This window comes from Limnochorda pilosa, assembly GCF_001544015.1.
Classification (GTDB): Bacteria; Bacillota; Limnochordia; order Limnochordales; family Limnochordaceae; genus Limnochorda; species Limnochorda pilosa.
Genome location: NZ_AP014924.1, coordinates 2,149,866 through 2,169,508, shown reverse-complemented (window position 1 = coordinate 2,169,508; position 19,643 = coordinate 2,149,866). Strand labels below are relative to the sequence as shown.

The window sequence follows — 19,643 nt, the reverse complement described above, 5'->3', positions numbered from 1 at the left end:
CTCGTCGTCGTCTTCAGCTCCGGCGCGACCGGCGGGCGAGACTTCGCGCGTGCTCGCCCGGGACAGATGGCGCGGCGTGGGCGTCGAGATCCTGGGGCTGGCCATCCCTGTTCTTGCGGCCCTCCTTCTGGGCGGGTCCTTGGTCGAAGGGCTCGGAGGGGACGCCCGGGAGGTTCTGAGCTACCTCTGGTGGGGGGCCTTCGGCACCACAGGCAACCTGCTCACCACCCTCCGCTGGGCCACGCCGCTGATCCTCTCGGGGCTGGCCGTATCCGTGGCGTACAGGGCCGGCCTCCTCAACATGGGTGGCGAGGGGCAGATCTACGCCGGCGCGTTCTGTGCGGCGCTGGTGGGTGTTCACGTCTCGGCACCCGCTTCGGTGCACGTGCCGCTGGCGCTCCTGGCCTCGCTGCTGGGTGGCGCCGCCTTCGCGCTTGTCCCGGCCCTGCTTCGAGTGTACCTGCGGGTGAACGAGATCGTCACCACCCTCATGTTCAACTACATGGGGGTGCTCCTGACCGAGTTCTTGGTCCTGGCGACCTACTTTTCCGGAGGAGCCACGACCGCGGTGGAGATCGCCACGCCGCGGATTGCGGAGACGGCGGCCATAGCTCGGGTGGTGCCCAGGTACCCATTGAGTTGGGGCATCGTCGGCTCCGTCCTGGTGGCTGTACTCGTGTTCGCGGTCCTCCGGCGGACCGTCTGGGGATATGAAGTGGAGGCCGTCGGTGCCAGCGAACCGTTCGCCGAGTACGCTGGCGTTCGGGTGCGGCGGGTCGCGCTGGCCGTCTTCCTGCTGAGCGGGGCGATCGCTGGGTTGGCCGGAGGGCTGGAGGTGCTGGGGACCAACCGAAGGTTCGTTTCACGCTTCTCGACCGGCCTGGGATTCGACGGTATCCTCGTCGCCCTGCTCGGCCGGACGGACCCCCTGGGGATGATTGCGGCAGGCCTTTTCTTGGCCGTGCTGAAGAATGGCTTCTTCGCGGTGGAGCGCCTCACGGACGTGGACCGCAACGTAGCCATCGTGCTCCAGGCTGTCATCCTGCTCTTCGTCAGCTCGCGGGCGCTGATCGACCTGGTGCGCCGATTCAGGAGAGGGGGCGACCGGCATGTGGGAGGTGCTTGACGCCTCATTCCTGGCGGCGGGGTTGCGCCTGGCCGTCCCTGTGCTGCTCGCTGCGCAGGGTGGCCTCTTCACGGACCGAGTGAACATCTTCAACGTGGCCCTCGAAGCCATGATGCTCATGGGGGCTTTCGCGGCGGTCGCGATGGACTTCTGGACCGGGTCGCCCTTCTTCGGTCTGGTCGGCGGGTTACTGGCGGGGTTGCTGGTGGGTCTCCTCTTCGCCGTGTTCACCATGGAGCTGAGAGCGGATCCGATCATGGCGGGCATCGCACTCAATCTTCTGATGGGTGGGCTTACGGTGGTCCTGCTCCAGGCGCTCTTCGATGTGCGCGGGCTCTTCCAATCGGGGCGCATCGCCTTGCTCCCGCAGGTCCACCTGCCCGGTGTGGAGCGGTTCCCCCTGGTGGGGAGGATGCTGGAGGGCAACAACGCGGTCTTCTACCTGGCTTTCCTCTCGGTTCCGCTCGTTCACGGGCTCCTCTACCGCACCCGTTTCGGCCTCCGTCTGCGATCGGTAGGGGAGTATACACCTGCTGCTGAGGCCGCGGGCGTGAACCCTCGCTTCTACCAGCTGGCTGGTATCTTGATGAGCGGCCTCTTCTCAGGCATCGCGGGGGCATGGCTCTCCCTGAGCTCGCTGGGCATGTTCAGCCAGAACATGACGGCGGGCCGGGGGTTCATCGCCCTGGCAGCCATCCTCTTCGGGCGCTCGACGCCGGTGGGGATCCTTCTGGCTTCACTGGTCTTCGGGTTCGCTGAAGCGCTGGCCATCCGTCTCCAGGGTCTTGGAGTACCCACTCAGTTGGTGCTGATGATCCCATACGCCGCCACGGTGATCTCATTGGCCATCGTTGCTCTGAGGCGTCGTTCAGGCTGGGCGAGGACGCAGACCGCGCGATAGGTGGGGCGCCTTCCTGGAGACGGATTCGAGCTTCGGCGCGTCTCTTTGCGAAGGAACTCGGTGAAGAGCGGGTGGTAGGTGGCGTACTCACCTCGGGCTCGGCGGATGAGAAGGCCCTTCTTCACCAGGCGCGAGGCCCGGGCGCGGAGCGCGCCCGGGCCCGCAGGGTTACCGTAGAGCCGGCTGGGCCGTCTGGTCGAGGGCGCTCTGGAAGAAGCCCTTCACCCGGTTCACCTCGGCGTGGTCCGCGGGGCCGGCGGGCAGGTACCAGCCCTTCTGCTCGTTGAGCTGGTACATCTCCCAGTGGGCCCGCTCCTTGGCGGATCGCATCTGAACGAACGCCTGGCGGATGTTCGGGTCCGAGGATTCGATGGCCGCCCGCGTGAAGGCGACCGTCTGGTGCTTCAGCATGTCCTGGATGTCGGCGGCCATCTCTTTGTCCTGCAACATCTCTTCTGTGCCCTCCTCGTCTGTAACTCCTCGCACGGAGCTCTCCGACCGTTGGGGTGCGGCCCCGGTCTAGCCCAGGATCTGCAGGAGCTTCTGGCCCTCCTGCTGGCATTCGTTCAGCAGCTTCTGGAACTGGGACTTGAGCTGGGGATCCTGGCAGTTCTGGGCGTAGGTTCCAAGCTTGGCCATTCCGAGCGTTTCCTCACCCAGAAGATGCCGGAGCGATTGGAGCTCGATCGCCGTCACGTGCGCCATCTGCTTCACTCCTCCTGGTGGTCTCGTGGTGCCAGGAGTGAGTCTCTCCCTTCGGGGCCGGGGGAGATCACCTCCCACGGAGCAGGCGCGAGAAAACGTCTGGAACGGATGGCATCGACTGGCGAGAGGCCGACCGATGGCTATGGCAGGCGGCAGAGCCTTGGGGTACTACCAGCAGGAAGCGGACAGCGCAGCGGCCGGAAAGACACGCACAGCTGGGGAAGCTGAAGGCGCCGGCGCGATCGGAAGTCAGGGCTCAGCCGCGCTGCCACAGCCGCACGGTCACCCGGGCCCGCACCTCGCTCACCCCGTCCGGCGTCACCACGCCGCCACCAAAGGTGGTCACGTCGCTGGTTCCGGCGGCCACCGCCGAGGCAAGCAGCTCCGGGAGCGGTAACCCCTGGTGCAGGCCGTGCCCCAGGGCGGCCACTCCGGAAGATCCGCCCGGTTTGGAAGCCCGGAACGTCGAGGGTCCGGTCGACCGACAGGTTGGGGCCGACGACGAGGATCATGGACACGAACCGCCTCGCTTTTCGACGGGCCTGGACACGGCACAGCGCGGCACCGAAGCCACCGTTCGGCCTCGGGGGGTGAAGAACCTCCCGTCTAAAGGATGACCGTGCCGCGAGCCGAATGGAGGTACGGGGCGGATCGAGCCTGAGACCGGGCCTGAACGCGTGAACGCGCGGGCCGACGGGGGCAGTCTGGGCGTGAAACCGACGAAAACCCTCCTGATTCTGAGCAACGGCCACGGGGAGGACGTAGTGGGCCGGCGTCTCGCGCAGCGCATCGGGACCCGTGCCGGCGAGCGGCTCCGCATCGTGGCGTTTCCCACCATCGGCGCGGGCGACGCCTACCGGCGGGCGGGCATCCACGTGGTGGGCGTGCAGGGCGAACTTCCCAGTGGCGGCTTCGCCTACTTGAGCTTGAAGAACACGCTGATGGACCTGCGGGCCGGGTGGCCCCGCCTCCTCCTTCGCCAGATGGCCTACCTCCGCCGTCACCGGGACGAGTGGGACGCCGTCCTCGGCGTGGGCGACCTCTTCAGCGTCTACCTCAACCGCTTCATCCTCAAGAAGCCCATGAGCTGGGCGGCCATCGCCTACTCGGTGCACAGTGCCGGCCCGAGCGGGTATCCGGTGCATCCCGGCTGGTGGCGCCCTCTGCGCCGTGGGGACGTTCAGGCCTTCGTGCGGGACCCCGAGACGCGGAACCTCCTCCGCCTGGCGGGGATCGCCAGCGAGTACGTGGGAAACCCCATGATGGACGACCTGGCGCCGGACCGGACCCTGCTCGGCCGGATGCAGGCAGCCCTGGGTGCCGAGTCCTTGGACGGGCAGATGCCCCTGATCGTGCTGTTACCGGGAAGCCGCCAGGATGCCGTCCGCAACCTGCCGGACCAGCTGGAGGCCCTGCGCCTCCTGTACCACCGGACAGGCGGGCGCGTCCGGGGGGCGGTGGCGTGGGCTCCATGGCAACCGGTGGAAGGCCTGCGCCCGGCGCTGGCTCGGGTGGGTTGGCGGGTGCGGGAAGCGGGTCACCTGGCGGCGCCTGGGGTCGTGCTGCAAGGGCCCGAGGGTCTGGAGCTTTCCCTCTTCGTGGGTGCCTTCGCGGAGCTGATCCACCTGGCCACGCTGGCCATCGGTCAGGCGGGCACGGCGGTCGAGCAGGCGGTGGGGCTCGGCAGGCCGGTGGTCTCCTGCCCGAGCCCAGGCACCCAGGTGACACGCTCCTTCCTGGCTGCGCAGCAACGGCTGCTGGGAGAAGCCCTGGCCGTGACCGAAGCGAGCCCGGCCGCCCTGGCCGAGGAAGCCCTCGCGATCCTGCAGGACCCGGCCCGCTACCGCCGGATGGCGGCGGCCGGGCGGCAGCGCATGGGCCCGCCGGGAGCGAGCGAGGCCATTGCCCGACGGGTGGTGGACAGGCTCCTGCGCGGCCAAGTGCTCACTGCGTAGGGCTGGGGCCAGGGGCAGATCCCTTCCACCACTCGATGCCGAAGGCCAGGAAGACGCCGATCATTCCCGCCAGCACCGCCGCCACCGTCAGGTTCAGGAGCTTGCGAGGCGACGACGGTGCAGTGGGCAGCGCGGGGGAGAGGAGCATCTCGGGGCGCAGGCGCGAGGGCAGGTTCGCCTGGATCTCCAGCAGCCGGCCGCGCTCCCGCAGCGCGGTGCCGTACTCCTGGCCGTAGGCCGCCGCTGAGGCGATCTCCAGGGCCAGGTCGCGCTGGCCGGTCTCGAGGGCTAGCGCATCCCCCACGGCTTCCAGGCCGGCTCGCATGGACGCCACGTTCGCCTCGGCTTCGGCGAGGGCCTGGTTCAGCCGGCGTTCCACGCGCTCCCGGACGCCGGCGGTGAACGCGTCGAGCCAACGGGCGGTCAACCGGCGGCTCTCTTCCGCCGTAGGGGCGGACGCCCTCACCTCGAGAACGGTGGCGCCTCCGTCCAGTTTCACGGAGAACCGCTTAGCGAAGGCCTGGATGGGCACGTTGGGGGCCAGCGAGGTCCGCACGGGTTCGAGCACCGGCTCGCTCACGGCGAAGCGAGCGTACTGCTCGGGGGTCATGCTCAGGTCCTCGTCGATGCGGGGTAGGAAGAGGCGTACCTCCGACTCGTAGACCGGGGGCAGCACGAAGTAGCTCAGCGCGGCGGCCGTTGCTACGGCCACCGCCACCAGGCCGAGGATGAGGGACCTTCGCCGCAGAAGGACCTCCACCAGGGCCCGCAGGTCGATCTCGTCGTCGTAAGACGTGGGTAGAGGCGCCTCTTGCGCCATTCCGGGTTCCCCCTCGACACCGAACCTTGTGCCCATCGCCCAGACACGCCGAACCGCCGGCGCGGTGCGACACGGCACGCGCTCGGAATCTTGCACGACCACTGTATCACTGCTACCGCTACTGTCGGCAAGGGAGGCAGGGGTGTTGAGCGGTTCCAGCCAGGGGGAAGCCGCGGGGGACGATGAACAGAACCCGGAACGTGGGCAGACAGCGACGTCACAGCCGGTAGCCCAGGCTGAGGAAAATGCCCCGGTGTTCTGCGGTCCTGCCAGAGCTGCCGAGAGATGGCGCCATCCTCTCGAGGATCCTGCGAGCGGCCGCCTGTCCACCCGGATGGAAGGACCTCAGGCCCGCGCCCACGAAGGGATGGACCGTTGACCTTGGCCGCTTCCGCCGCTCTGCGGGCGCGGTCGCTGCGCCAGGATGGCCAGCGGTGCAGCCGTGAGGGAGCCGGTTCATGAGAATCCTCTGCACGGGGGACATCCACATCGGACGCCGGGCGACGCGGGTTCCCGCGAGGGCGAACCCGGGCGACCTCTCCGCGGCCCAGGCGTGGTGGGACGTGGTTGGGCTGGCCATCGAGCGCCGGGTGGACCTGGTGGTCCTCACCGGGGACGTGGTCGATCGGGACAACCGCTACTTCGAAGCCTTCGGGCCGCTGGAGCAGGGCATCGGCGCGCTGGCGGCGCAGGGCGTCCCGGTGGTGGCCGTGGCCGGCAACCACGACTTCGACGTGCTCCCCAGGCTGGCCGAGAGCTTCAAGCCGGACCGGTTCCGACTGCTGGGGAGGGAGGAGCGCTGGGAGCGGCTCACCCTGGCTGCCGGTGACCAGGTCGTTCACCTGGACGGCTGGTCCTTCCCCTCGGAGCGGTACCCCCGCGATCCCCTGGCCGCCTACGACCTCCCGTCTCCCGGGGACGGCGTGCTCCTCGGGGTCCTGCACGGGGACCTGGATCAACCCGGAAGCCCCTACGCCCCGGTGGAGGCTGCGGACTTGCGGCGGCTGCCGGCCTCCTTCTGGATGCTGGGCCACGTCCACGCGCCGGCGCTCCACGGAGAGCCGGGGAAGGCGGGCATCCTCTACCCGGGCTCACCCCTGGCGTTGAGCCCCAAGGAGCCCGGCCCGCACGGCCCCTGGCTGCTCGAGGTGACCTCCGGGGGACGGGTGGCGGCCCGGCAGGTGCCCCTCTCCCGGGTGCGCTACGAGGTCCTCGAGGTCGACGTGGCGGGGGCTCGAGGCGAGGACGAGGTGGACCGCCGCCTGGCCGAGGCCCTTCGCTTCCGCCTCGGCCAGGTGGCGCCCGAGACGGGTGGGGCCCTGCGGCACCTGGTCTGCCGGGTGCGGCTGACGGGCCGCACCCCGGCCCACCGCCGGCTCGAAGAGCACCTGCGTGCGGCCATGGAGGACCTGGCGGTTCCCCACGGTTCGGCGACCGCCACCCTGGACGAGGTGCGCGTGGAGACGCGCCCCATGTGGGACCTGGCTCAACTGTCCGGGGCCTCGGGCCCGCCGGCCTCGCTCGCGGGGCTCCTCCGGGGCCTGCGCTCCCCGGGAGCGGATCCGGTGCGGCAGGTGCTGGACCGGGCCCGGCAGGAGCTCGAGACCCTCGCGAGCCGGCTGCCCTACCGCGAGATCCCTCGGGACGAGCTGCTGGCGGACCTCGCCGCGTCCGACCAGGATCTGGCGGGGGAGATCGAACGCCAGGGCCTCCTGCTGCTGGACGAGCTCTTGGCCCAGAAGGCGGATGGCGCGGCACCGTGAGCGGGCACCTGGCGCTGGAACGGATCGAGGTCCGCCGCACCCCGGGCTTCCGGCGCGCCGGCTTCACCGTCGACGGGCTCTCGCCGGGTGTCAACGTCGTCTACGGGCCCAACGGCGCGGGGAAGACCACCACCGCCCGCGCCATCGAGTCGATCCTCTGGCCGGACGATGCCGTCCAGCCAGAGGCCTCGCTCTTCGGGCGCTACCTCCTCGACGGCGCCCGCTGGACGGTAGATCTGGACACGACCCGTCGCGCCTGCCAGCGGGACGGTCTGCCCGCGGAGCCGCCGGCTTTCCCGCCGGGCATCGCCCGGGACCGGTACCGCCTTTCTCTGACCGAGCTCCTTCAAGCCGACGACAGGAGCTTCGCGGAGCAGATCGCCCGCGAGTCCGCCGGCGGCTACGACGTGGCCGCCGCCGCAGCCCGCCTGGGGTTCAACGGCAGGGTCTCGGGCCGGCAGGCGGTGGGGGACGCGCTCCGCAGCGCCCGGAAGCAAGTGGATGAAGCCCGGCGCGTGCAGGAGGACCTGCGGGCGCAGGAGCTGATGCTGGCCCGGCTCCGGAGCGAGCAGGAGAAGGCGGCTGCAGCCGTGGGCGGGGCGCAGGCGCTGGATCGTGCCCTCGAGCTGGCCGACGCCCGGGATGCCAAGGCGGCGCTCACGGGTCAGATGAAAGCCTTCCCCGAGTGGATGGGTCGCCTGGTGGGCGACGAGAAGGAGCGTCTGGATCGTCTCCGGGAGCAGGCGGAAGCAGCGGAACAGGCCCGGCGGCAGGCGGAAGCGAGCCTGGAGGAAGCCCGCCTGCGGCTGTCCGGGGCGAACCTCCCAGGCGACGGCCTCCGGTACGAGCAGCTGAGCGCCTTCCGGGAGACCCTCGACAGGCTGCGGGAGCTGGACCGGACCTGCCGGGACGCCGAGCGGCGCCAGGCCGAGGCCAAGGCGGTCCTCGCGGCCGAGGAGCGAAGCCTGGGCGGCGCCGTCGTACGGAACCGCCTCGCGACCCTGGCACTCCCTGGCCTGCAGGAGCTGGGCAAGCATGCTCGGACCGAGGCGAAGCTCTGGGGCGAGCGTGCCTCGGTGGAGGAGGAGCTCGGCCGGCTGGGCGACGAAACCGAACCGCCGGACCCGGACCGGCTGTGGCAGGGGATGCGTTCCCTCTCGGGGTGGCTGCGGGGGCCGGATCCCGGGACGGTGTCGCGCATGCGCCGGACGGCCATGACCTCCGTAGCCGTCGCCCTCCTGGTCGGGGCGGGCGGGTTCGTGGCGGTGGGGGGGCCGCCGGTTGCAGCGCTGCTCGCTCTGCTCCTGGGGCTGGCTACGGGATGGGGCCTCCTCGCCCTGCTCCTGCGCCGGGCGCCGGACCTGCGGAGCCTGCACCGGCAGGAGTTCGAAAGGCTCGATCTGGCGGGCCCCCAGGTCTGGAGCGAGGAGGGCGTGACCGCCCGCCTGGAGGTGCTCCAGCGGGAGGCGGTCGAGGCCGAGGCGGCGAGGGATCGGAAGACGCGGCGTTCCGAGGTGCTGCAGAAGCTGGCGACCCTCGGTGCCCGCCAGGCCGAGCTCGACACGGAGCGGGCGAGCCTGGCGGCCCGGGTGGGGCTGCCGCCCGGAGCCGGTTTCGACGAATGGGTCTGGCTGGTGGAGCGCATCGGCTCCTGGCAAACCGCGGAGCGGAAGGTGCGGGAGGCCGAGGCGGCGCTCGAGGCGTCGCGCCGGGAGAGAGAGCGCCTTTTGACGGCTCTCGGCGCCGCCCTCCGGCCCTTCGGGTACGCAGAGCCCCGGGGGGTGGAGGCCGCGGTGGCTGCCCTCGACGATCTGGGGCGGCGGCGGGAGGCATGGGAGGCCGCCCGGCACGCCGCGGACCAGGCTCAGGAGAAGCTGGAGCAGGCCAAGAACCAGGCGCAGAGGGTGGCGGAGGAGCGGGCAGCCGTCTTTGCCAGGCTCGGGTTGAATGCGGCCGATCTCGGCGACGAGGCTCAGATACGGCGGTGGGTCGAGCGGCTGGAGGAGTACCGGAGTCTCCAGAGCGACTGGGACTTTGCCCGGCGCCGGGTGCAGGAGCTCGAACCGGGAAGCGGCGAGAGCATCGTCCCGTGGGCCGGCCGCCCCAGGGAAGAGCTGAAGCAGGCACGGCAAGAGGTCGCGGCCGCGGCGGAGCACCTGGAAGAGGCCACGAAGGAGATCCACAGCATCGAGGCGCTGGTGGAGCAGGCGAAGAAGCAGCACGCCCTGGAGGAGGCCCTGGCCCGGTACGAGGAGGCGCGGGATCAGGTGCGGGCGCTCTTCCGCCAGGAGGCTCGGATGGCGCTGGGGCGGGTGCTGGCGAGCGCGGTTCAGGAATTGAGCCGCGACAGCGAGCGTCCCCAGGTGTTCCACAGGGCACGGGACGTCTTCGCTCGGATCACGGCCGGGAGGTACCGGCTGGAGCTGCAGGACGGCGAGGGTCCCGCCTTCCGGGCGGTGGAAAGCGAGACAGGCGAGGGCCGCTCGCTGGAAGAGCTCTCCAGCGGCACCCGGGTACAGCTCCTGCTGGCGGTGCGGGTGGCCTTCGTGGAGACCCAGGAGCACGGCGTGCGGCTGCCGCTGGTCTTCGACGAGGTGCTGGCCAACAGCGACGACGAACGCGCCCGGGCGGTGATGGACGCAGTGGTGGCCCTGGCCTGCGAGGGACGGCAGATCGTCTACTTCACCGCGCAGATGGACGAGGTGGCCAAGTGGCGGTCGGTCCTCCGGGGGAGCGACGTACCCCATGCCTTCCTGGACCTGGCGGCCCTCCGCCGGGGGCAGGAGGCGACGCGATGGCCCCTGCCTGAAGAACCTGCCCTGGAGGCGCGCCCCGTGCCTGCCCCCGGCGACCGATCCTACGCCGAGTACGGGCGGCTCCTGCAGGTGCCCGGCATCGACCCCTACGCCAGCGACCTGGGCCACGTCCACCTGTGGCACCTCTTGGACGCCGCCGGCGACCTCTACCGTGTGCTGCGCCACGGTCTCGAGCGCTGGGGCCCGCTGCACACCCTGGGGGAGCCGGGAAGCGAGGCCCTTCTGGGCGAGGACGGTCTCCGGATCTACAGGCAGGCGTTCGCCGCCGCCCGGGCGCTGGAGGCGACCCTGCAGGCGTGGCGGATCGGACGCGGCCGGCCGGTGGATGCCGGCGCCCTGGCGGCCTCAGGGGCCGTGAGCCGAACCTTCCTGCCGCGCGTGGCCGAGTTGGCCCGGCAGTATGGCGGCGATGCACGCCTCCTCGTGGAATCCCTGGAGCGGGGTGCCCTCCCCCGGTTTCGCCAGAGCAGCATCGATCAGTTGCGCGAACACCTGGAGCAGCAGGGGTACCTGGACGATCTGGAGCCGCTCGCGCCCGAGGAGGTCCGCGCTCGGGTGCTCGGGGCGGTGGCGGGTGAGCTCCGGCAAGGTCTCCTGACCCAGGAGCACGTGGAGCGGCTGATCCGGACGGGAACGGGTGCCCGGTCCGCGGTGCCGGGAAGGTAGGCCCCGGCCTTCATCCACGCTGCTCAGCGAGGCAGGACTCCATTGGATCCCAGCAACCCGTCGACGTCCAGGTGGGTGAAGTCGTCCACGACCAGGTGGGCGCCCCGGTCGCGGAGGGTCTCGGCCCGGTCGCTGGTGGTCACGGCCACGCAGCGCGCGCCGGCGCGGGAGGCCGCCTCCACGCCCGCCGGGCTGTCCTCGAAGACGACGCACTCCGCAGGCGGGGTGCCGAGCTGCCGGGCTGCCTCCAAGAAGATGGCGGGATCCGGCTTGGCCGCCGGTACGTCGAAGCCGGCCACCAGCACCCCGAAGAGGTCCCGGAGACCCAGCTGCCGGAGGATCAGTTCCGCGTTCTCCCGCGGTCCCGAAGTGGCCAGGGCCAGGGGCACGCGCCGGTCCGCCAGGGCCCGGACCAGCTCCACCACCCCCGGCACGGGCTGAAGCTTGGGGGCGAAGTGCTCCCGGTAGTAGGCTTCCTTCGCCTCGGAGAGCTGCAGCCGCTCTTCGCGGGTGAATCGGCCAGGGAAGAGTTCCTCCAGCCCCTCGTCGTTCCGCCGGCCGGAAAACGCACGGTAGTACATCTCGTCGGAGATCTCGAGGCCATGCCGCCCGCCGTACTCCTTCCACGCCTGCAGGTGGGCGGGGTTGCTGATGATGAGGACGCCGTCCATGTCGAAGATTGCCGCTGGCAAGACCATCGCCTCCGAGGGAGATGTGGGCATCGGGGCCGCTGCTTCTTTCCGGTGCGGGTCGGAGCCTGCCCGAGGCGGTCCCGGGCCTTCCGCAGGCGACCTCCGGTGTCCGCCTTCTGGCAGGATAGCACATGCAGGCGGCGATGGGAACCGCCCGGAGAAGAAGGCCCGCCCGAACCAGGGCGTTCAGGTCGCGGGTGAGCGTCTTGGGGGTCTTCACCGCGTAGGCCCCGGCCAGTTGGGGGGTGAGGAGCGGGCGCAGCCCGGGCCCAACGGAAAGGAGCCGGCTCTCTTGCAGCCGGCTCCTCGGGGTGCGGAACGACCCCTCATGCCCGGGTATGGGACGACCCCATCCCCGGGCGCCTCGGGGCCAGCGACTCAGCGGCCCACCAGCACCGACTGGGCGGCCAGAATGCCGGCCAGGAGCTGGGCGGCGTCGGCCTGGGTGAGGGTCTGATCGGCGTCACCGGCCAGGAGCTCGTCGCCCACGTAACCTCCGAGATCGCGGGCGGCGTCCGCGGCCGTCACGGGGGCGCCGGGCTGGTCCACAGCGAGGTCAAGGCCCAGCCCCCGCTTCACCATGCCCGCCCAGACCCCGCGGGTGAGCGGCGCGTCCAGGGCGAGGCGTCCCTGCAGGTCCCCCACGTAGATGCCGCGATCCACCAGCGGGTAGACGTAGGCAGCCTGGGGATGGTCCAGGTAGTTGGGCACCAGGGACCAGTTGTGGTCCGGGGTGGGGTTGATGGTACCCGCCCTGGAGATGGCCTCCACGATGAGCTGACGGCTGGCGATCTGGGGGTCGAAGACCACCTGAGCCTTCTCGCCCGTGGCGGGGAAGCCACCGCCGCCGTCGGCCCGGTAGTTGTTGGTGGCCAGGACGAAGGCCTGGTCCGGCGCGACGGGCCGGCCCTGGAAGGTGAGGTCCACGATCCGCTGGCCCTCGGGCTGGGTCGCGTCGATGCGATACCCGATGCCATCGATCTGGTCGAAGTTGTAGCCCGGCCAGCTTGTGAAGAGCGGCTGATCGCCATGGCCCGGGGAGATCTGGTTGAACTTCCTGGACGCGTGCTCAAGCCACGCTTTCAGATCCGCCCCGGTGACCTTGATGGCCTTGAGGGTGTTGTCGTAGATGTACATGGAGGCCACGTCGCCGATGGTGACTCCGCCAGACGGGATGTCGGTGAAGTCGGTCTCACCGCCGTACCCGCTCTTGAAGGGCGCGGCGGCCGAGAGCACGGGCAGGCGCTCGTACTCTGTGCCCTTCAGGTGCTCTTGCACGTACTGCCGCTGGACGTCGTTGATGAGCTGGATCACGGCAGTGTCGGTAAGCTGGCTGGCCCGGCTGCTGATGGGCACCAGCGTTTCACCGATGGGGCTGGTGACGTAGGCCACGGTGGCCTCGTGGACGGGGCGGGCCCACGCGACGACCTCCGGCGCCGGCTGGACCTCTTTGACGGGCAGCAGTTCCGCCTTCTTGGCCGTCACCCGCCACCCGTCTGAGCCCGCCTCGAGATCCAGGGTCACCACGCCCAGGGCCTTCCCCCAGAAGCTGGGCTGAACGAGCTGGACGCCGTTTACCTGGCCGTCGGGATGGTCGGGTAAGCCCTTTCCAGGGATCTCCTGGTGGGAGTGGCCCACCACGATCACGTCGATGCCGGGAACGGTCTGGGCCAGGGCGAAGGCGGCGTTCTCGGCGAGCGCGCCCGGAGCGGTGGAGGCGCCCGGATAGGCCCCCGTGTGGGCCAGGGCGACGATCAGGTCGGCACCCTGCGCCTTCATGTCGGGAACGAACCGGCGGGCGGCGTCCACGATGCTGCCGGCCTCCACCTTGCCGGTCAGGTTGCCCCGGTCCCACACCATGATCTGGGGCGGGGTGAAACCGATCAGCCCGATCTTGATGGGCTTGCCATCCAGGCTCCGCTCCAGGATCACGTAGGGGGTGAAGTGGGGCTCTCGGGTTCCCGGCTCATAGACGTTGGCCGAAAGGATGGGGAAGGCGGCGCCGGCAAAGACGTTCTCGGCGTAGGGCAGGCCGAAGTTGAACTCGTGGTTTCCGATGGCTGCCGCGTCGAAGCCCATGCGGTTCAGCACGTCGATGATCGGGTGAACCTCGCCCAGGTCCGGCGGCTTTACGTTCACCAGGTACGAGGCCAGGGGCGAGCCCTGGATGAGGTCGCCGTCGTCGACCAGGAGTGTGTTCGGGTGTTCCGCCCGGATCTGTTTCACCAGGGTGTAGATCTTGGCCAACCCCACGCTTTCGTCCGGCCGGTTCCCGTAGTAGTCCCAGGGGTAAATGTTGGCGTGGATGTCCGTGGTGGCCATGAGGACCAGCTCCGACGCTCCGGCGACCGAGGAGAAGGAGACCAGCAGCGCGAGCGCAACGAGAACCCCCGCCAGGCGTCTCCGCCAGCGCAACTCCACCTGAGATGCCCCCTCCGGAGGCGCGCGAAAGAGGGCACGCTTCCGTTGCCTGTCCCGACCGTGCCCCCAGCGCGCCGGTGTGGGCGGCGAGACAGCCGCCTGGTTGAAGATTCCTCCAGAGGGCGCGGGACTCCTTCGATCACGCCCCGTAGAGCCGCGCCATGTTGCCCTTGAGGCTGGTATAGAGCGCCTTGTACTCCTCGAAGAGGTGGTCGTAGAGCGGCTTCAGCTCTTCCCGGGGCCGCACGGGTTCCCGGTAGGTGAGCCAGCCCAGCAAGGCCTCGGGGTGGTCGACCACGCCGGTTCCCAGGCCCGCCAGCAGGGCGTCGCCCAGCGGCGCCTCCACGTCCTGCTCCACGGTACGCACCGGGAAGCCGGTGACGTCGGCGAAGATCTGGGGCCAGACCATGGACTTGGCCGCCCCGCCCACCAGGATCATCTCGCGGTCGAGGTCCACCCCTGGAGCACTCTCCATGTTGTGGCGCAAGGCGAAGGCCACACCCTCCATGAACGCCTTGTAGAGGTGGGCCTTGGAGTGGTAGAGGCTCAGCCCCAGAACGGTACCCCGGGCGTTTCCGTCCCAGATGGGCGAGCGCTCGCCCATGAAGTACGGGAGGACCAGGAGACCGTCCGAGCCCGCCGGGACCTGCATGGACTCAAGCTCGAGCAGGGAGTAGGCGTCCACCCCCAGGCGCTCGGCGGCCTCCTTCTCGGGCCGGCCCAGGACGTCCCGGAACCACCGGACCACGGCGCCGGCCGTCGCCGCGCCACCGAAGGTGTAGAGGGTGTGCATGGGATCCACGACGTGCGGGTAGCTCACCAGGGCGGGCGTGAGGTTGGTCCGGTCGGTGATGAAGCCCCAGCACATGGAGGTGCCCACCATGGCCACGTGGTGGCCTTCACGGAAGGCGCCGGCGCTGAGGGTCGCCACGGGGGCGTCGACGCCGCCGGCCACCACCGGGGTGCCCTCCGTAAGCCCTGTGGCGCGCGCCGCCTCAGCGGTGACCCGTCCGACGACGTCCTGCGAGGCCACGATCCGCTGCGGCATCAGCCCCAGGGGGATCCCCAACGCCTCGGCCATCTCCTCGCTCCAGGCCCGCCGGTGAACGTCGTAGAGGCCGCCCAGGTTGCCGGCGGAGGTGTGGTCGATGGCCACCTCCCCCGTGAGCCGGTGAATCACGTACGCGTTGGGCGGCAGGAAGAGGTGGGTCTTCTCCCAGACGTCGGGCAGGTTGTTCTTGATCCACAGGATCTTTGTGAAACCGTAGTAAGAGTCCACCGTGTTGCTGGTGATCCGGTAGAGGCGTTCCAGGTCCACGTGCTCCTGCACCCAGCGCACCTCCGCCGAAGCGCGCCGGTCCATCCAGATGAGGCAGGGGGCCAGGGGCTGGAGGTCCCGATCCACGGGAATCCCCGAGCCGCCGTAGAGGCTGCTGATCGCGAGGCCAGCCACCTCCGACGGCGCCGCGCCCGAACGGTCCAGCACGTCGCGGATCGCTTGGTAGGAGGCGTCGAGCCAGACGTCGGGCCACTGCTCGGCCCAGAGGGGCCGGGGCTGATCCACGTCGTAGCCTACGTAGCTCGAGCCGAGCACACGGCCGTCGCGTCGGACCACCACCGCCTTGGTCCCCTGGGTTCCGATGTCGAGACCGATGAGGTGCTCCATGGGTTAGGCCTCCTTATCGAGCACGCGCCGCCGAGGACGCGTGACCCTGTTGGTCGATCGACCGGTGCTGGCGCGCCCCACACGATTCGCGCACCACGAGGTTCGCCTCCAGCTGCACGATCCGCCCCACCGGCGACGTCTCCCGGCCGTTGAGCCGGGCGAAGAGCAGCTGGGCGGCCGTGGTGCCCAACAGGTAGGTCGGCTGCTCCACCACCGTCAGAGCAGGGCGGACGATGCGGGCCCAGGGCATGTCGTCGAAGCCCACGATGGCCATCTGATCGGGGATGGTGACCCCGGCTTCGCGCAGCGCCATGAGGGCTCCGGTGGTCGTGAGGTTGTTGGTGGTGAAAAGGGCGGTGGGCCTGGGTTCGAGGGCGAGAAGGGCCTGAGTGTGGTTGTAACCGCCGGCCTCCTTGAAGTCGCCTGTGCGCTGGAGCGCCGGATCCGGCGGGACACCATACGCCCGCAGGGCCTTCAGGTAGCCGGCGAGCCGGGCCTTGGAGGTCTGGACGTGGTTCGGGCCCAAGATGATGCCGATCCGCCGGTGGCCGAGCTCCAGCAGGTGGCGCACCGCCCGGTGGGCGGCGTCGATGTTGTCGATGCCTACCGCGTCGGCGCCAGGAAGGCGCAGGAAGCGGTCCAGGAGCACGACCGGCACGCCGTCGTTCATGGCCGCGGCCAGCTCGTGGAGGGCCCCGCCCGTGCTGGCGACGATGAGGCCGTCCACCTGCCGGCTGAGCAACACCCGGACGAAATCCCGTTCCTTGGCCGGGTCCTCGTCGCTGTTACAGACGATCAGCTTGTAGCCGTTGCTCTGGGCGACGTCGTCCATACCCCTGACCACGGAAGGGAAGAAGGGGTTGGCGATGTCTGAGATGACGACGCCGATCGTGTGCGTTCGCTGTTGGGTCATGCTGCGGGCGACGGCGTTGGGGTGGTAATCCAGTCGCTCGACCGCGGCGAGGACCGCCGCCCGGGCCTCCTCGGACACGTATCCGCTGTTGCGGACGACGCGTGACACCGTCGAAGGTGAGACGCCCGCCGCGCGTGCCACGTCCTTGATGGTGGCCAAGATCCTTCCTCCTGCCAGGTGGTGGAGCCGCCTGGTCGGCGCCTGCCCCCGGGGTCTGAGCACGAAGCCCTAAGCGGGCTCGACATGATAGCGTTGCCACGTATTCGCCAGCAGCCGTGCGATTCCCTGCAGCCCCACAGGGGACGAGGAACGACAGGACGGCGCTTGCTGGAATCGCGGAAACTTGCTGCGCGAAGGGTTTCATCGCACGACCACGGCGTGGGGCTCAGGTCGTGGTGAAGAAGTGAGGGAAGGGGAGAAGGAGTTCCTCGGCGGTGGGCGAAAACTGTTATATGGCAACGATGCCAGATGAGCACCACGCAGCCTAGCACAAGCCAACAACCGGACGAGCGGGTCCCGGGGCGGGTCGTGTACAGCACGCGTTGATCTCGACACCATGGCCATGCGACGAGAAGGGATGTGGTTGTTGTGGCACGCAGGCCGAAGGTCGGTATCTTGACGTTCTCTGACGGCCGTGCCTACGCGCACGAGCCGCAGATCCAGGAGAACAAGGCCTACGAGGAGAGGCTCCGCCGGAAGCTCGTCGAGGCGGGCGTCGATGTGGTAACGGGGGAGCTCGTCTGGTCCAATGAGACGGCCGTGGCCGAGGCCCGCAAGCTGCAGGTCGCAGGGGTGGAAGCGACCATCTTCAACTACGCGGTCTGGGCCTTCCCGCAGTTCTCGGTGGTGGCGTCCCGCTTTGCACCAGGGCCCTACCTGCTCTTCGGGCAGGTCAACCCGGCGAAGCCCGGTATGGTCGCGGTCCTGGCCGCCGCCGGAGCCCTGGATCAGATGGGCGTCCGCTACCGGCGCGTCTTCGGCGAGATCGAGGAGGCGCCGGTGTTCCAGCAGGTGTTGAGCTTCGTGCGGGGAGCCCATGCGGTCGCCTCGTTGCGCGGCGAGACGTACGGGCTCTTCGGCGGCCGTGCCATCGGCATCAACACGGCCGTGGCGCCGACGGACCTCTGGGCGGAGCAGTTCGGGATCGACGTGGAACACGTCGATCAGTGGGAGATCGTTCGCAGGGCAACAGAGCTTGCGGGTAACGCCAGGGTCGAGAGGGCACAACGGTGGCTGGAGGGCCACGTGAAGCAAGTCCACTACGATGGCCAGCAGCTCACTCCCGAGAAGCTGCGCCTCCAGATCGCGAGCTACGACGTCCTACGGGAGATCATCGCCGAGAAGAGCTTTCACTTCGTGGGCATCAAGAGCCAGCCGGAGCTCACCGAGCACTTCGTCACCATGGATGTGGCAGAGGCGTTCCTCAATGACCCGTACGACTGGGACGGTCCCCATGACCCCATCGTCTGTGCAACGGAGGCGGACATGGACGCCGCGCTTACGATGGAAGTCTTCAAGCACGCAACGGGGTCGCCGGTCCTCTTCGCGGATGTCCGCCACTACTTCAAGGAGCACGGCCTCTTCGACCTGGTGAACTCCGGCGCCCACGCGACCTACTTCGCCGGCCGGAGCCTCGACCCTGAGACGAACCTGCGGAACGTGGAGCTGAAGCCCCAGGACTTCTTCTTCCCGGCCGGCGGCGCCTCGGTCTTCCATGTGGCGCAGCCCGGACCCGTGACCCTGGCCCGGCTAACCCGCGAGCGACGCCAGTACCGGATGCACGTCGTTCGAGGGGAGTTCGTGCGGCTGGATCCGGACGTGGAGGCCCGGCTCATCACGCAGGTGCAGGACAACTGGCCCCACGCGTTCGTACGGCTCGCGTGCAGCGCCGACACGTTCCTGCAAAGCTTCCCGGCCAACCATATCCACGGGGTGTATGGAGATTGGGTGCCCGAGCTCCTCACCTTCTGCTGGCACCTGGGGATCGAGCCCGTGGTCGTCGCCTAGGGAGGCAGGGCACAAGAGTGACGAGTGAGGGGGAGCAGCCACCATGACGGTGCCGAGGATCGGTTCTTCGTTGCGTGAGTTGTCGGTCATGCGCCACGGTAGGCGGCGACGCGTCTCCAGTTTCGATCGAACGGGTGGCAACCGGGACTGGCTGACCATCCGGGCGGGGGAGCAGGCTGAGATCGCTACCATCGAGGGCGCCGGGTGCATCACCCACATCTGGATGACGACCGCACCCGAGTCGGGCGTCGCGGAAGCCTATCTTCCGCGCCGGCTGGTGCTTCGCTTCTACTGGGACAGGGAGGAGCATCCCAGCGTCGAGGCTCCCTACGGCGACTTCTTCGGCATGGGACACGGGCTGACGCGGAACTACGCCTCCGCGGCCCTGAGCATGGGGCCCGAGAACGGCGCGGCCATGAACTGCTTCTTCCCGATGCCCTTTGCCGATGGCGCGCGGCTTCACGTGCACAACGAGAGCAGCCAGGACGTCAAGTTCTACTACTACATCGACTACGAAGCGTACGACGCCCTTCCTGCCGACGAGCTCCGCTTTCACGCCATGTGGCGGCGAGAGCTGACCCAGGGGATCGACGATCGAACGGTGGACAACGCCTTCTACTGCTTCGGCGGCAAAAACACCACGGGCGAGGGCAACTACACGCTGCTTGAGGCTCGGGGGCGGGGCCACTACGTGGGGTGCAACCTCAACATCCACAACCTGCGCTTCACCCGCGAGTGGAACTGGTACGGCGAAGGCGACGACATGATCTTCGTCGACGGAGAGCCCTGGCCGCCGTCGCTGCACGGTACCGGGACCGAGGACTACTTCTGCACCGCCTGGTGCCCCCAGCAGGAGGTCCAGACCCTCTACTACGGCATCCTCCTGGGCGGGGGTCCCAACTGGAGTGGAAAGGTCACCCTGTACCGGTATCACATCGTCGACCCCATCACCTTCAACGAGTCGATCCGAGTCACCATCGAGCACGGTCACGCCAACCACCGGAGCGACGACTACTCGAGCACGGCCTACTGGTACCAGACCGAGCCGCACCTCGCGTTTCTGCCGCTGCCGCCGGTGGCGGATCGCCTACCGCTGGAAAGCATTTCCCTGGTTGACTTCCCGGAGTCTCTGTGACCGGCGCCGAAAGGGGTGATGTAGAGGGGCCTGGGCTGGCGTAAGACAGCATGTTAC

15 protein-coding genes are annotated in these 19,643 nt (G+C 69.3%); 7 read left to right on the top strand and 8 right to left on the bottom strand.

What is annotated here, in order from left to right:
- The first annotated feature begins 76 nt into the window (after positions 1-76).
- Both LIP_RS09595 and LIP_RS09590 read left to right on the top strand, forming a co-directional pair.
- The gene (locus LIP_RS09595; protein ID WP_158509623.1) at positions 77-1,126 is read left to right on the top strand and encodes an ABC transporter permease; all 1,050 of its coding nucleotides are present in this window, start codon (positions 77-79) and stop codon (positions 1,124-1,126) included.
- Positions 1,110-2,027 carry an ABC transporter permease gene (locus LIP_RS09590; protein ID WP_068137401.1) on the top strand — a complete coding sequence of 306 codons (918 nt, stop codon included), beginning with the start codon at positions 1,110-1,112 and terminating at the stop codon, positions 2,025-2,027. The genes LIP_RS09595 and LIP_RS09590 overlap by 17 nt, the downstream gene beginning before the upstream one ends.
- Before the next feature lie 168 nt (positions 2,028-2,195).
- On the opposite strand, the gene LIP_RS09585 is transcribed toward LIP_RS09590, so the two are convergent.
- The 3 genes from LIP_RS09585 to LIP_RS18935 form a co-directional block, all read right to left on the bottom strand.
- Positions 2,196-2,477: a spore coat protein gene (locus LIP_RS09585; RefSeq protein WP_068137398.1), complete on the bottom strand. Its 282-nt coding sequence runs from the start codon at positions 2,475-2,477 to the stop codon at positions 2,196-2,198.
- Between the two features lie 69 nt (positions 2,478-2,546).
- Entirely contained in the window at positions 2,547-2,732 is a 186-nt protein-coding gene (locus LIP_RS09580; RefSeq protein ID WP_068137395.1) for a hypothetical protein, read from the bottom strand.
- Between the two features lie 256 nt (positions 2,733-2,988).
- Positions 2,989-3,162, bottom strand: a complete 174-nt coding sequence (locus LIP_RS18935; RefSeq protein ID WP_158509622.1) for a hypothetical protein — start codon at positions 3,160-3,162, stop codon at positions 2,989-2,991.
- A 280-nt stretch (positions 3,163-3,442) separates the two neighbouring features.
- On the opposite strand from LIP_RS18935, the gene LIP_RS09575 reads away from it, so the two are divergent.
- A complete protein-coding gene (locus tag LIP_RS09575; RefSeq protein WP_158509621.1) occupies positions 3,443-4,687 on the top strand; it encodes a lipid-A-disaccharide synthase-related protein in 1,245 nt (414 codons plus the stop codon).
- Here LIP_RS09575 and LIP_RS09570 read toward each other — a convergent pair.
- Entirely contained in the window at positions 4,677-5,507 is an 831-nt protein-coding gene (locus LIP_RS09570; protein ID WP_068137389.1) for a Wzz/FepE/Etk N-terminal domain-containing protein, read from the bottom strand. The two genes, LIP_RS09575 and LIP_RS09570, sit on opposite strands and share 11 nt — an antisense overlap.
- 458 nt (positions 5,508-5,965) lie before the next feature.
- On the opposite strand from LIP_RS09570, the gene LIP_RS09565 reads away from it, so the two are divergent.
- Positions 5,966-7,270 carry a DNA repair exonuclease gene (locus LIP_RS09565; RefSeq protein ID WP_068137386.1) on the top strand — a complete coding sequence of 435 codons (1,305 nt, stop codon included), beginning with the start codon at positions 5,966-5,968 and terminating at the stop codon, positions 7,268-7,270.
- Complete coding sequence (locus LIP_RS20040; RefSeq protein ID WP_068137383.1) at positions 7,267-10,752, top strand: ATP-binding protein; 3,486 nt, start codon at positions 7,267-7,269, stop codon at positions 10,750-10,752. The genes LIP_RS09565 and LIP_RS20040 overlap by 4 nt, the downstream gene beginning before the upstream one ends.
- A gap of 23 nt (positions 10,753-10,775) precedes the next feature.
- On the opposite strand, the gene LIP_RS09555 is transcribed toward LIP_RS20040, so the two are convergent.
- From LIP_RS09555 to LIP_RS09540, 4 genes are all read right to left on the bottom strand, one after another.
- Complete coding sequence (locus tag LIP_RS09555; protein WP_158509620.1) at positions 10,776-11,444, bottom strand: HAD family hydrolase; 669 nt, start codon at positions 11,442-11,444, stop codon at positions 10,776-10,778.
- Positions 11,445-11,822: 378 nt separating this feature from the next.
- The gene (locus LIP_RS09550) at positions 11,823-13,865 is read right to left on the bottom strand and encodes a bifunctional 2',3'-cyclic-nucleotide 2'-phosphodiesterase/3'-nucleotidase (RefSeq protein ID WP_068137376.1); all 2,043 of its coding nucleotides are present in this window, start codon (positions 13,863-13,865) and stop codon (positions 11,823-11,825) included.
- Positions 13,866-14,004: 139 nt separating this feature from the next.
- On the bottom strand, positions 14,005-15,531 hold the full coding sequence (locus tag LIP_RS09545; protein WP_068137373.1) for an FGGY-family carbohydrate kinase: 1,527 nt from the start codon (positions 15,529-15,531) through the stop codon (positions 14,005-14,007).
- Between the two features lie 13 nt (positions 15,532-15,544).
- Positions 15,545-16,603: a LacI family DNA-binding transcriptional regulator gene (locus LIP_RS09540; RefSeq protein WP_068137370.1), complete on the bottom strand. Its 1,059-nt coding sequence runs from the start codon at positions 16,601-16,603 to the stop codon at positions 15,545-15,547.
- Positions 16,604-17,032: 429 nt separating this feature from the next.
- On the opposite strand from LIP_RS09540, the gene LIP_RS09535 reads away from it, so the two are divergent.
- On the top strand, positions 17,033-18,451 hold the full coding sequence (locus tag LIP_RS09535; protein WP_068137367.1) for an L-fucose/L-arabinose isomerase family protein: 1,419 nt from the start codon (positions 17,033-17,035) through the stop codon (positions 18,449-18,451).
- Positions 18,452-18,494: 43 nt separating this feature from the next.
- Positions 18,495-19,586, top strand: coding sequence for a glycoside hydrolase family 172 protein (locus LIP_RS09530; protein WP_068137363.1), 1,092 nt, complete (start codon positions 18,495-18,497; stop codon positions 19,584-19,586).
- The last annotated feature ends 57 nt before the right edge of the window (positions 19,587-19,643 follow it).

Bases quoted from the DNA above. Each gene is read 5' to 3' on its own strand.
- LIP_RS09570 (WP_068137389.1), bottom strand. From the start codon at position 5,507: ATGGCGCAAGAGGCGCCTCTACCCACGTCTTACGACGACGAGATCGAC.
- LIP_RS09545 (WP_068137373.1), bottom strand. From the start codon at position 15,531: ATGGAGCACCTCATCGGTCTCGACATCGGAACCCAGGGGACCAAGGCG.
- LIP_RS09590 (WP_068137401.1), top strand. From the start codon at position 1,110: ATGTGGGAGGTGCTTGACGCCTCATTCCTGGCGGCGGGGTTGCGCCTG.
- LIP_RS09530 (WP_068137363.1), top strand. From the start codon at position 18,495: ATGACGGTGCCGAGGATCGGTTCTTCGTTGCGTGAGTTGTCGGTCATG.
- LIP_RS09565 (WP_068137386.1), top strand. From the start codon at position 5,966: ATGAGAATCCTCTGCACGGGGGACATCCACATCGGACGCCGGGCGACG.
- LIP_RS09580 (WP_068137395.1), bottom strand. From the start codon at position 2,732: ATGGCGCACGTGACGGCGATCGAGCTCCAATCGCTCCGGCATCTTCTG.
- LIP_RS09585 (WP_068137398.1), bottom strand. From the start codon at position 2,477: ATGTTGCAGGACAAAGAGATGGCCGCCGACATCCAGGACATGCTGAAG.